The 12,290-nt window shown below is 37.1% G+C and carries 11 protein-coding genes and 1 other annotated feature (1 of these 12 cut by a window edge); of the genes, 9 read left to right on the top strand and 2 right to left on the bottom strand.

All coding sequences use genetic code 11. The features are described 5' to 3' along the window. Nucleotides 1-183 (bottom strand) — a binding site (T-box leader); it reaches 45 nt to the left of the window's first position. A 798-nt stretch (nucleotides 184-981) separates the two neighbouring features. After that, on the bottom strand, nucleotides 982-2,238 hold the full coding sequence (locus MHB48_RS14200; protein WP_342601395.1) for an NAD(P)/FAD-dependent oxidoreductase: 1,257 nt from the start codon (nucleotides 2,236-2,238) through the stop codon (nucleotides 982-984). Between the two features lie 106 nt (nucleotides 2,239-2,344). Here MHB48_RS14200 and MHB48_RS14195 point away from each other — a divergent pair, with 106 nt between their 5' ends. Next, nucleotides 2,345-3,961 (top strand): polysaccharide biosynthesis protein, encoded by a 1,617-nt coding sequence (locus MHB48_RS14195; RefSeq protein ID WP_342598657.1) that lies wholly within the window; start codon nucleotides 2,345-2,347, stop codon nucleotides 3,959-3,961. A gap of 9 nt (nucleotides 3,962-3,970) precedes the next feature. Continuing rightward, the gene (locus tag MHB48_RS14190; protein WP_342598656.1) at nucleotides 3,971-4,675 is read left to right on the top strand and encodes a pseudouridine synthase; all 705 of its coding nucleotides are present in this window, start codon (nucleotides 3,971-3,973) and stop codon (nucleotides 4,673-4,675) included. Nucleotides 4,676-4,724: 49 nt separating this feature from the next. Here the strand turns inward: MHB48_RS14190 and MHB48_RS14185 are convergent, their stop codons facing one another. Beyond that, the gene (locus tag MHB48_RS14185) at nucleotides 4,725-4,946 is read right to left on the bottom strand and encodes a DeoR family transcriptional regulator (RefSeq protein ID WP_340922431.1); all 222 of its coding nucleotides are present in this window, start codon (nucleotides 4,944-4,946) and stop codon (nucleotides 4,725-4,727) included. 276 nt (nucleotides 4,947-5,222) lie between these two features. Between MHB48_RS14185 and pepV the strand changes: the two genes are divergently transcribed. From pepV to MHB48_RS14150, 7 genes are all read left to right on the top strand, one after another. Continuing rightward, nucleotides 5,223-6,614, top strand: coding sequence for a dipeptidase PepV (pepV, locus tag MHB48_RS14180; RefSeq protein WP_342598655.1), 1,392 nt, complete (start codon nucleotides 5,223-5,225; stop codon nucleotides 6,612-6,614). A gap of 18 nt (nucleotides 6,615-6,632) precedes the next feature. Then, nucleotides 6,633-7,481, top strand: coding sequence for a D-amino-acid transaminase (gene dat / locus MHB48_RS14175; protein WP_342598654.1), 849 nt, complete (start codon nucleotides 6,633-6,635; stop codon nucleotides 7,479-7,481). Further along, nucleotides 7,478-8,020 carry an RNA 2',3'-cyclic phosphodiesterase gene (gene thpR / locus MHB48_RS14170; RefSeq protein ID WP_342598653.1) on the top strand — a complete coding sequence of 181 codons (543 nt, stop codon included), beginning with the start codon at nucleotides 7,478-7,480 and terminating at the stop codon, nucleotides 8,018-8,020. The genes dat and thpR overlap by 4 nt, the downstream gene beginning before the upstream one ends. A gap of 4 nt (nucleotides 8,021-8,024) precedes the next feature. Beyond that, nucleotides 8,025-9,011 carry a nuclease-related domain-containing protein gene (locus MHB48_RS14165; protein ID WP_342598652.1) on the top strand — a complete coding sequence of 329 codons (987 nt, stop codon included), beginning with the start codon at nucleotides 8,025-8,027 and terminating at the stop codon, nucleotides 9,009-9,011. Next, nucleotides 9,004-9,930: a diacylglycerol kinase family protein gene (locus tag MHB48_RS14160; protein WP_342598651.1), complete on the top strand. Its 927-nt coding sequence runs from the start codon at nucleotides 9,004-9,006 to the stop codon at nucleotides 9,928-9,930. The genes MHB48_RS14165 and MHB48_RS14160 overlap by 8 nt, the downstream gene beginning before the upstream one ends. 4 nt (nucleotides 9,931-9,934) lie before the next feature. Next, entirely contained in the window at nucleotides 9,935-10,576 is a 642-nt protein-coding gene (trmB, locus tag MHB48_RS14155) for a tRNA (guanosine(46)-N7)-methyltransferase TrmB (protein ID WP_342598650.1), read from the top strand. A 77-nt stretch (nucleotides 10,577-10,653) separates the two neighbouring features. Continuing rightward, nucleotides 10,654-11,499, top strand: a complete 846-nt coding sequence (locus MHB48_RS14150) for an MBL fold metallo-hydrolase (RefSeq protein WP_342598649.1) — start codon at nucleotides 10,654-10,656, stop codon at nucleotides 11,497-11,499. Nucleotides 11,500-12,290 lie beyond the last annotated feature (791 nt).

The following is a 12,290-nucleotide window of genomic DNA, read 5'->3' as shown; positions in this document are numbered from 1 at the left end:
TAATCCTCTTAATTGCAAACTAACATTTGCTGGTCTTATAACGTAGACGGACGCCAAAGCCTACTAACATGTTCAGCCTTGGAGCTCAGAAGCCCATTCACTATATGTTCTGCACTGACTTGCACCAACCGTCAGCTCTCTTCAGCATTTCACATCGCTACTATTCTTCGTCATTGCTTATTAAAGCCAATTGTATGATAAATAGTGTTAAAATTCAATTTTTATTTTAAAGATAGTTAACAAAGAGCAACATCTTCTAGAAATAGTGCGCAATAATGTGATTCTAATTAGTTACCGCTAGGATTTAGCGCTCTGGCGTTCGCGAGCGACGAGCCTCCTCGGGCCAACACGATGTTGGTTATGAAGTAGCTCAAGATAGGAAGGAAGGCTAAGTGCGCCTCTTCCTGAGGCGGGTCTCGTCTGTCTCGCTTTCTCTCAGTAGTCTGACACCGCCTCGCAAAATCCAATAATAGTTAATATTTTTTTAAAAAACCAATAAATGGTTGAACGAGACAAAACATGTTACGAACGCGACAAACTACCCTTCGAACAAGACAAAGCCCATCTCGAACGCGACAAAACCATTCAAACAGATGCTGTGTTACGCATTATTTCTATATTGCATCACGGCTGTTGAATATCCAATTTCCACCATTAAAATTTCACAAGAAATGCACAAGGATCCCACTCTGCACTTGTACTTTTTTGGTTCGCTTCGAACGAAATGACACTACATCATTACCGAGGACGAGAGTGACGGACGAACGAACGACTACCACACGATTATCGAAAAAATACGAAGGGATGCGACAAAGTCGCATCCCTCCGTATCAAGAAATATCGATAATAGTGTAGAGCAAGTTCAGTTCCAAGCACTCCAAAAGCACCTATACTTAGAGTACCTAGTGGTTATCACCATTTTAATAAGCCATTTACTGGGTACTTTTGGTTAATCAACTCCTATGATATTGAGCGGGTAAATCAATTAGATAGCGCAGCACTCATGCCAGCAATTTTGCCAGTTACAAGCGCAGAAGTAATATTATAACCACCAGTATACCCATGGATATCCAAAATTTCTCCGCAGAAATAGAGTCCGGCTTTTTTCTTGGAAGCCATAGTTTTCGGTTCAATTTCTTTAATAGATACACCGCCACCAGTGACAAAGGCTTTTTCAAGTGGTTGTGTTCCATAGACACTTACCGTAAATTGTTTCAACAAATGTGCAAAAGATCTAATTTTTTCATGAGCAAGGTTTTGTCCATCTTCATTTTCTGGAATACCAGCTTTTTGCAATAAAAATAAAAGCCATCTTTCTGGAACGAGCCCTTTCCAAACGTTTTTCAGGGCTTTTTTCGGTTCTTCTTTAATAGAAGAGAGAAGCGCTTGAAAAGTTTGTTCTTCGTTTAGATCTGGCAAATTATCAATGCGCACCTGTACTGGTTGTCCTCCATTTTTCTTCAATTCTTTTACAACGAATTGGCTACAACGTAAAATAGCGGGGCCGCTTAGCCCAAAATGGGTGAATAACATGTCCATTTGATGGGTAATAATCGATTTTCCTTTTTTATTTAATACAGAAACGGCTACATCTCTTAGTGCAAGACCTTGTAGTTCTTTCGATTTAATAAAAGGCTCATTTGATAATAAAGGAACCTCTGTTGGATATAAATCTGTAACAGTGTGTCCTGCTTTTTCCGCCCATGGATAGCCATCACCAGTCGAACCCGTTTGTGGAACTGCTTTTCCACCAACTGCTACTACGACAGCACCTGCAACAATTTCTTCGCCTGTAGCTAGTCGTACACCAATTATTTTTTCATCATTCATCAAAAGTTTGGAAACTGGAGAACTCAATTTTATTTCCACATGCAGTCGTTTTAACTCATCAAGTAGTGCATTCACGACATCCATTGCTTTGTTAGAGACAGGGAACATTCTCCCATGATCTTCTTCTTTTAACGGAACTCCTAAATTTTCAAAAAACGCAATAATATCTTCATTGTTAAAAACGGAAAACGGGCTGAATAGAAATCTTCCGTTTCCAGGAATGTTTTTTACGATCTCTTCTTGAGGGAGTCTGTTTGTGACATTACAACGACCGCCTCCAGATATAGCAAGCTTTTTCCCAAGCTTTGTTCCTTTTTCAACTAGCAATACTTTTTTGTTTTCTGCACCTGCGGCAGCTGCGGCCATTAATCCTGAGGGACCCCCACCTATTACAATAACGTCATACATAAATAAATTCACACTTTCACTTTTTTCTTTATTATACATCATTGTGGTTTTGTTTCGACAGATGTAAACTGTAGAGTAGACATTTTTATAGGATTGGGCGGGTTAGATGGCATCGAATTTATTAAAAGGGACAATGATCTTAACTGTTGGTCTCTTATTATCCAGAATATTAGGTGTGCTGTATGTTATTCCTTTGTATCAAATTATTGGGGAAAAGTATATGGCGCTGTATCAATACGCGTATGTACCATATTCGATAATGCTTGCGATAGCCGTTTCTGGAATCCCTATTGCAGTTTCTAAGTTTGTTTCAAAATATAACGCATTAGGCGATTATGCCACTGGAAGAAAGCTAGTTAAATCAAGTATGGTTTTAATGAGTATAACAGGTATTTTAGGCTTCATAATTTTATATTCTTTGGCTGAGCCTATAGCTCAACTTGTAATAAAAAATGATGAGTCCTTTTTTACGGTAAAAGATGTAGCAAGTGTTATTAAGTATGTCAGTTTTGCCGTTATTATAGTTCCTTTAATGAGTTTAATTAGGGGCTTTTTCCAAGGGTATCAACATATGACTCCTACAGCTATTTCTCAATTACTAGAGCAGATTGTGCGAATTCTATTTGTTCTAGTGGGAGCATTTTTTGTCGTTAAGGTCTTTAATGGGTCAGAGAAGACAGCAATTTCTTTTGCTGTATTTGCCGCATTTATAGGGGCAATCGCAGGTCTGATTATTCTATATTGGTATTGGAAGAAGTTGAAGCCAGAGTTTAATGATCTACTTACTAGTAGCGGTAATGTTACTTCGAATGTTTCTTTAAAAGAAATTTATAAGGAAATTCTAATATATACAGTACCATTTGCTTTAGTTGGAGTAATTAATCCATTATTTCAATTTATTGATATGATTACATTTAATCGTGCAATGTTGATGATTGGCAAAACAGCTGACATATCCAACACATATTTAGGCATGCTCAACATGTATACCCATAAAATTGTGATGATTCCTGTAATGCTAGCTACAGGCTTTTCTATGACGTTAATTCCATTAATTACAAGTTATTACGCAAAACAAGATTTCGTGCAAGTGAGAAAATCATTAGACCAATCATTCCAAATATTGTTATTTTTAACTTTGCCAGCAGCATTAGGCATTTCTGTTTTAGCAAATGAATTTTATCTTGTGTTTTACGAGCAAAGTGACACTGGAGCTACGGTTCTTGCACATTACGCTCCTGTAGCAATATTATTTGCGCTCTACCCAGTAACGACTTCGATTTTGCAAGGAATTGATCGTCAGAAGCTAATTATATTAAATTTATTATTGGGAATTCTAACGAAACTTGTTCTAAATACTCCGCTTATAAAAATGTTTGAAACGGATGGAGCTATTTTAGCCACAGCATGTGGATATATTGTAGCTATTAGTTTAAATATGTTTGCCATACGAAAAACGTTACATTATAAATCTAATATGGTAATGAGAAGAATTTTTCTCATCATGGTTGTCAATGTTGGAATGCTATGTCTTGTATTTATTGTGAAATGGGGCTTAGTAAAAGTCTTTACAATCGATAACAAGTTAGAAGCCTTATTGGTAATTATTGTATGCGCAACTATAGGAGCAGTTTTTTATGGTTATGTAACTTTGCGACTAGGACTCGCTCAAAAGTTATTCGGGGAAAGGCTTACAAGATTCACGAAAAAAATAGGTTTTTAGGAGAATAAAATGCGATTAGATAAATTTCTAGCTCATATGGGCTTTGGAACAAGAAGAGAAGTAAAAGGACTTGTTAAGTCAAAGGCAATTCAAGTAAATGATGTCGCTGTGAAAGATAGCTCCATGCATGTCAATGAGCTAACAGATCAAGTAACTGTTTATGGAGAAATTGTGGAATATAAGGAATTTATTTATTTAATGATGAATAAACCCGCAGGAGTTATTTCTGCAACGGAGGATTCAAGAGATCAAACGGTTATTGATCTCTTAGACGATGATGTACGTCATTTCGAGCCTTATCCAGTTGGAAGACTTGATAAAGATACAGTAGGTTTACTTTTATTAACTAACGACGGTGCTTTAACGCATCGTCTTTTGTCTCCGAATAAGGATGTGCCAAAAGTATATTTTGCACAGGTAGAGGGCATAGTAAACGAAGCAGATATAGAAGCTTTTAAAGTTGGCGTCACATTAGATGATGGTTACCACACGAAACCTGGTTTACTACGTATTATAAGTAGTGGCCCAACTTCCGAAATTGAATTAACAATTACAGAGGGAAAATTCCATCAGGTGAAAAGAATGTTTGAGGCTGTTGGAAAAAAAGTAGTTTATTTAAAAAGACTTTCTATGGGTTCATTAAAGCTAGACGAATCCTTGCCAGAAGGAACATACAGAGAGCTAACGGAAGAAGAATTAGCACTAATACAGTAAAAGAATGACCTTGCTAATGCAAGGTCATTCTTTTCATATGGTTGAAGCTCTAGGATGTAAGTTTAACTCGTTTATTCGTCGTGGTCCATTTACCTCGTGTTGGGCTAATAATTAGGTCATTAAAAGCAAGTACATTCAAGTCTCTTTGAATAGTTCGAGGAGTGATGCCAAATTCATCGACCAAATCTTGAGTTGTAACAGTTCCGTTATCTCGGATGAACATATACATATCTTTAATTCGAGTGAGCATCCGATCAGTAGTAGGTTTCAAAAGTAACCACTCCTTCATCATCATATCTCGTGGCAGGACTAGCGGACGACTTGGGTGAAAAGCAACAAAGTAATTGCAATTTACAGCCCCTTTACAATATTGTTTGTCAGTACTTTATTATCTGACAATTAAATTATAGTAGATTTTCATTAAAAATTCTATAAAAAACACTTAATTTACAAAGGTTTAATAATAAATAGTGACAATTTTTTAAAAGACGTACTATAAAAATAAGTGTAAAATAGCTATATATCTTATATCGAAGGAGATTTGCATATGAATTGGTTAGAACGTGCAGAAGAGAAAAAAGAGGACATTATTGCAGAATTACAACGCCTCATACAAATTCCAAGTGTGTTACAAACTGATCTGGCTAACTCTGATATGCCATTTGGACCTAAACCTTTAGAAGCGTTACTTCATATGCTTCGAGAAGGAGAAAAAGCTGGATTTATAACGAAAAATATTGAGAATATGGCCGGACATATCGAAATGGGAAATGGACAAGAAATACTTGGTATCCTTTGTCATGTAGATGTAGTACCGGAAGGGAAAGGCTGGACATATCCTCCATTTGAAGGTGTCGTAGCTGACGATAAAGTGTATGGCCGAGGTGCAATTGATGATAAAGGGCCGACCATAGCTGCATGGATGGCAATGAAATTAGTAAAAGAAGCGGGAATTGAGCTTTCTAAAAAAGTGCGTCTTATTATTGGTACTGATGAAGAAAGTGGTTTTCGTTGTGTAAAACGGTATTTTGAAGAAGAGCAAATGCCGGAAATTGGGTTTGCCCCTGACGCGGATTTTCCTATTATCAACGCGGAAAAAGGAATAGCCGATTTGATTTTTACACAAACAGGTTCTTCTGAGACAGAAACGATTCAATTTTTCCAAGCTGGAAAAAGAACAAATATGGTTCCAGATGAAGCATTTGCATATGTTTTTGGGGGAGCACACACAATAAACCAAAAATTTCATGAATTTGCTAAAGAGCACGGTATTACTGGGGAAGTTGTGCAGGAAGGTTCCGTAGTAAAAGTATTAGTACACGGGAAATCGGCACATGCAATGGAACCTAACGACGGAGTAAATGCTGGAATTTTACTTGCAAAGTTTTTAAAAACCATTAGCTTAACTCCACACTCTAAAGCATTTGTCGAATTTTTAGTAACTGCTTTTGGAGAAGAGAGTAGAGGGCACGCTTTATCCTTAAACTTTGCAGATGAAGTGTCTGGTGAAACTACTCTAAATCCTGGTGTTATTCATTACGCTCCAGAGCAAGGATCATGTACGCAAGTAAGCTTACGATATTCAGTTACCTATCCATTCGAAGAAAAATTAAGTGCTTGTAGAGAAATACTTCAAAATACAGGCATTACGCTGGATCTTGGGTCTAATTCTGAGCCACATTATGTCGATAAAGAGGATATACTCATAACGACTTTACAAAAAGTATATGAAAGACAAACAGGACAAAAAGCGAAGCTACTTTCCATTGGTGGCGGGACATATGCACGTGTTCTGAAAAAGGGTGTAGCATTTGGAATGGTTTTCCCTGGAAGAAAAGATGTAGCACATCAAGTGGATGAATATGTGGATATTGAAGACTTAATAAAGGCAACAGCAATTTATGCAGATGCAATAGTAGAACTAGCAGGGAAAAATTAAAACTAGGGGGAATTAGTAATGAAGATTTTATGGAATGATCAAATTGTGGATGAAAAAGAAGTGAAGATTGGTTACGAGGATCGTGGCTATCAATTTGGAGATGGCATCTATGAAGTAATAAAAATTTATAATGCTGATGTATTTACTGCCACAGAGCATATTGACCGATTATATGCTAGTGCAGATAAAATTCAACTAGTCATTCCATATACAAAAGATGTTTTGCACAAAATGCTTCACGAATTAATCGAAATAAATGAAGTACAAAACGGACATATTTATTTGCAAGTGACACGAGGCACAAGTCCAAGACAGCATAATTTTCCGGTGCCAGTAGTGGAGAGCGTATTAACTGCTTATACGAAAGAAACAACTCGCCCGCTAGCCGAACTAGAAAATGGAGTAAAAGTATGTTTCGTTGAAGATGTTCGATGGCTTCGTTGTGATATTAAGTCATTAAATCTTTTAGGTAATGTCCTTGCTAAACAAGAAGCTGTTAGTAAAAACTGCTATGAGGCAATACAGCATCGTGGAGAAATCATAACTGAAGGTTCTTCTTCTAACGTCTACGGGATTAAAGATGGAGTGCTTTATACGCATCCTGTGAGCAATTTAATCTTAAATGGTATAACAAGAAAAGTTATTTTAGATTGCTGCCAGGAAGTAGGTATCCAAGTTGTAGAAGAAGCATTTACAAAAGAGCAAGCATTAGAAATGGATGAGTTCATCATGTCCTCTACAAATGCAGAAGTAATGCCCATTATTTCAATCGATGGACAAATGATTGGAAATGGTAAAAGAGGGAATTGGACTGAAAAGCTACAACAAGCTTTTGAGAAAAAAATTCCTGCAACTCTGGAAGTATGAAATCCCATTACTTTTTAGGTATTAAAGTTCCTCCCTCAATTGCCAAATCTATCGTAGAAGCAAGAAATAAAACAAATTTGCGAGAGACACATAAAACTTTGCCAGTGGCAGAGGATTTGCATATTACCCTTTTTTATGTAGGAGCAATAGAACAAGCTGTATTAGAGCTAATTATCCAGTCGTTTCAAAAGATCGATTGGAGCTCTTTTATTTTAACAACCGCAGGACTTGAACATTTTGGAAATGATCTTACACCTAGAGTGATGTATATAGGATTAGAAGAAAGTGATTCTTTAAATCATTTACAGCAAGATGTAATGCAAAAAATTGCTAATGTCATCGAAATAAATACTTCAAAAGACTTTCATGCTCATATAACAATTGCTAAAAAATGGGCATCCGCAGCATCGCTCTTAACAGATGACTTCCTATTGACAAAAGAATCTTTCGAGGTTAGCAAATTTTCTATATTTAAAATAAATCCAACTAGTATCCCTCGATACGAGGAAGTTGGTTCAATACAGTGTAGGAGGGTATAAAGGAATGGCCCAACTCGTTAAGCTTCAAGATTATGTTTCTCGATATCAAATAGATTTAAAAAGATATCCAACTCAATTTGTTCGACTAAAAAAGCAACAGTGGGAGCGAACAAAAGGAGAATGGGAAAAGGGGACACTTGATTCTTCTTGGATGGAAAAAGAAGAAGTGGAAGAGGAAGAATTAGCTGAAAAGAAGTCATTTTTTTCAAAGTTTTTTACCCGTACTAATGTAGAAATTGAACAAGCGGAAGCTTGGGAAGAGCATGAACTTCTGGAAGAAAATTCAATCCCTGAAGAGTCTACCACCCTTCATTTTCAACCGAATATTGTGTATAATCCACAGTCAATAGAAGAGTTAAAACGAATGTATTTAGATCAACTTTTTCATTTTCAGTTAAAGTGGGCAAGCTCTACTTTGCGTGAAAAGTCTTATGTAGATCCGAAGTTTATGCGTGATACATTATTGCGGTCTTTGACACTTCGTCTCCCTGATAATTATTTTTTGTTTTATTATCCTATATTAAAGATAAAGAATGCTCCGGTTGAACTGGAAGTAATCATTATTTTACCAACCGAAATTCTATGTCTTGTTGTACTAGAGGCAAATGATTTAGATGCTTTTATAGGTAGTAGTGATCGCTTTTGGCTGAGAAAAAGTGGCAAGGAGGAGAAAAAAATATTAAGCCCAATGATCGGCTTGAATAGAATGGAATCAATCTTAATGCAAATATTTAAGAAAGAAGATATAGACTTACCTATTAGAAAAGTCGTTCTATCAAGAAATGGTTATATTGACTATCCCGGTGCTTCATTTAACACCCAATTTGTTGATACTAGAAATTTTCCCGAATGGTTTATGGCATTAAAATCCTCCCCTTCTCCTATGAAGCATATGCAGTTTAAGGCTGCTCAATCTATACTTGAGCTAGTGCAAACAACATCTTATTCTAGAGCAGGATGGGATGTAGATAGTGAGGAGAAAAATGAATAAAGTTGTCTTTATCCTCAATGAACATGCTGGCAATGGTCGATCCAAGAAAGTATGGGATTCCTGGAGGGGTAAAGTAACATTCCCTTACACATTTTGTGTAACAGAGTACAGTGGGCATGCAACGGAAATAACGAAGCAATGTGCTAAAGAAAGTCAGGAGCCACTCTTAATTGTTGCTATTGGTGGAGACGGAACCGTACATGAAATAATCTCAGGAGCTACCGGTTATGAACATGTTCGAGTTGGAGTTATTTCTGCAGGAAGTGGAAATGATTTTGGTCGGACTTTTTCTGTATTTCAATCCATCGAACAGTTAGAAGCATATACATACGAAAAATATGATTTAGGTAAACTAACAAACGAGCGATCTACCTATAGTTTTGTCAACAATGCTGGCTTTGGCTTCGATGCGAAGGTGGTATATTCTTCAAATAATTCCAAATGGAAAAAGTGGTTAAATGCATTTGGATTAGGTAAAATAACGTACATACTTTATGTTGTAAAAGAATTGCTAGTTTTTCAAACTTTTTCGTTCTCTTTACTTACGAAAGAAGATACGTTAAAGTTTGATGATGTTTGGTTTATTGTCGTTTGTAATCAAGCGTATTTTGGTGGAGGCATGAAAATTTCTCCAAGTTCGCTACCTAACGATCAATTAATTGAAATGACAGTTGTCCATAAGTTAGCTAGATGGAAATTGCTGTTCATTTTTGGAACAGTTTTTTTCGGTAAACACACTAAATACAAAGAAGTAAAACAACTTCAAGCTAAGGATTTTACTATTCGTATGCATGAGAAAGTTTATGGCCATGTAGACGGGGAATTCTCTTGTGTAACAGAGCAAGAACAGTGTTTTTCTTTTTCGGTTCAACCGAAAGCTTGGAATTTAGCAAAACCATTAAGAAGCAAAAGGAGTTAATGTAATGAGGTTAAGACACAAACCGTGGGCAGAGGAATTTATTCATGCTCACCCTGAAATCGTTATACCAAATCCAGAGGAGTTAATGGGGAAATGGGATACGGAGTTTAAAAACAATAACCCCCTTCATATTGAAGTAGGTACTGGTAAAGGACAATTTATCACTGGTATGGCTAAGCAAAATCCAGCTATTAATTATATTGGGATTGAATTATACGATAGTGTGATAGTTTCTGCACTTGAAAATGCTATTGCAGCCCAACCCCTTCCAAATTTACGCTTACTAAAAGTAAACGGTGCTCATTTGGCTAAGTACTTTGAGAAAAATGATGTAGACCGTGTGTATTTAAACTTCTCTGATCCGTGGCCAAAGATTAGACATGCCAAAAGACGTTTAACGCATGAAGGTTTCTTAAAGCTTTATGAATCTATTTTAGTAGACAACGCGGAAATTCATTTTAAGACGGATAATCGAGGATTATTTGAATATTCTTTAATTAGCATGTCGGCTTATGGTATGTTAATAAAAGATGTTTCACTCGATTTGCATGTAAATATGCCAGAAGATAATATTATGACTGAATATGAAGAAAAGTTTTCTGCAAAGGGACAACCAATCTATCGAGTAGAAGCAAAATTCGTATAATTACGAGAAACATATTTTCTGTGTAGCTGAACGAAGTGAAGTAGTAGTAAAATACGTCAAAAAGGGGACCTGGGAGTATGGATGCGTTTCAATTTCACGATATGTCATTGACATGGTTAAAAGGCGGTACTACTTATATGGATGGGGGAGCCATGTTTGGAGTTGTGCCAAAACCTTTATGGGAAAAGAAATATCCTGTGAATGAAAAAAATCAAATAGAATTATCGTCAGATCCACTATTCATCCAGTATAAAGGTCAGAATATTTTAATGGAAGCTGGGTTAGGCTTCGGGAAATTTACAGAAAAACAGCTACGAAACTATGGAGTGTCGGATCAGTCGATGGTGGAGGACAATTTAGTTGAACTTGGCTTTTTACCTGAGGATATCGATATCATTCTTATGACGCACCTTCACTTTGACCATGCTTGTGGATTGACGAAATGGGAAGAGGATAAATTAGTTTCCAGTTTCCCGAATGCTAAAATTTATGTATCAGAGGTCGAATGGAATGAAATGAAAAACCCAAATATTCGGTCACAAAATACTTATTGGAAAGAAAATTGGGAGCCAATAGAATCCCAAGTTATCACTTTCACTGACAGGTTAGAAGTAGTCGAAGGAATTGAAATGATTCATACTGGTGGACATAGTGATGGACATAGTATTATATTATTCAAGCAAAATGGAGAAACGATTATTCACTTAGCTGACTTAATGCCAACCCATGCACATCAAAATCCATTATGGGTTTTGGCTTATGACGATTATCCAATGACTTCTGTTTTTGCAAAAAAGAAATGGGTCACTGAAGGATTACAAAAAAACTATTGGTTTAGCTTTTACCATGATGCATTTAACCGGTTAATCAAATGGTCAGTAGATGGGAAAGAAATTGTAGATAGAGTAGAGCGAACAAGATAAAAAATCAGCTGCGCATTATGTGAGGCCACTGAAAAAGTCTATTAAACATTTCTTAGCGAGGGGGCTGTCTCTAAAGTCATATAGTGACTGAGAGATGGTCCCTTTTCCAATGTATTGATTTCCGTTCCAGACGGACGCTTTCCGCGGGCATGGCTTTAGTCTCCTCGTCGCTTTCGCTCCTGCGGGGCCTTCAGCTCATGCTATTCCCGCTGGAGTCGCCGTCTTCCACCACATTCAATTGCCTACAAAAAATAGTAGTTTAATAAAAAGTATACAAAAAGCAGGTGTAGAGAAAGACTCGTTTTTCTACACTTGCTTCAATTTATGGGCTTATTGGACAGCCCCTTCGTTTTTTGATTAAATATAACATCTATGTGATTCCGGTGCAGGCGGTCCGTGAGCCTCCTTGTCGCAAGCTGAAGACACTGAAAAACTAGAAATTTGTATTTTGTAGGAACTATTTGCTGTATTTAATTTAAGAGAATTTAGCGCGACGCATGAGACTCCTGCGGGAAAGCGAGACAGACGAGACCCCGCACGAAGCGTAGCGAAGGAGGAGGCTCGTCGCTCGCCCGCGGAAAGCGAATGCCAAAGCGCTAAATTCTCTTAGCGGCTATTTGATGGATAATTTATTAGAATGATACTTTTTCCGTGCCCTCCGCAAGCTCCTGCGGGGGTCTCACCTGGACGCGTGAGCGGCGGTGATGGCTTATCGCTCACCCCGCGGAAAGCGTCCACCTACAGCGGAAATCAACTATACTTTATTCCATGTAGAATACATATTTCTGTAG

The organism is Psychrobacillus sp. FSL H8-0483 (genome assembly GCF_038637725.1).
Lineage (GTDB): Bacteria > Bacillota > Bacilli > Bacillales_A > Planococcaceae > Psychrobacillus.
The sequence above is the reverse complement of the archived record's forward strand: the minus strand, read 5'-3'. Positions and strand labels throughout refer to the sequence as shown.

Coding starts and splice junctions, on each gene's coding strand:
- MHB48_RS14200 (WP_342601395.1), bottom strand. CDS start 2,238: ATGTATGACGTTATTGTAATAGGTGGGGGTCCCTCAGGATTAATGGCC.
- MHB48_RS14195 (WP_342598657.1), top strand. CDS start 2,345: ATGGCATCGAATTTATTAAAAGGGACAATGATCTTAACTGTTGGTCTC.
- MHB48_RS14190 (WP_342598656.1), top strand. CDS start 3,971: ATGCGATTAGATAAATTTCTAGCTCATATGGGCTTTGGAACAAGAAGA.
- pepV (WP_342598655.1), top strand. CDS start 5,223: ATGAATTGGTTAGAACGTGCAGAAGAGAAAAAAGAGGACATTATTGCA.
- dat (WP_342598654.1), top strand. CDS start 6,633: ATGAAGATTTTATGGAATGATCAAATTGTGGATGAAAAAGAAGTGAAG.
- thpR (WP_342598653.1), top strand. CDS start 7,478: ATGAAATCCCATTACTTTTTAGGTATTAAAGTTCCTCCCTCAATTGCC.
- MHB48_RS14165 (WP_342598652.1), top strand. CDS start 8,025: ATGGCCCAACTCGTTAAGCTTCAAGATTATGTTTCTCGATATCAAATA.
- MHB48_RS14160 (WP_342598651.1), top strand. CDS start 9,004: ATGAATAAAGTTGTCTTTATCCTCAATGAACATGCTGGCAATGGTCGA.
- trmB (WP_342598650.1), top strand. CDS start 9,935: ATGAGGTTAAGACACAAACCGTGGGCAGAGGAATTTATTCATGCTCAC.
- MHB48_RS14150 (WP_342598649.1), top strand. CDS start 10,654: ATGGATGCGTTTCAATTTCACGATATGTCATTGACATGGTTAAAAGGC.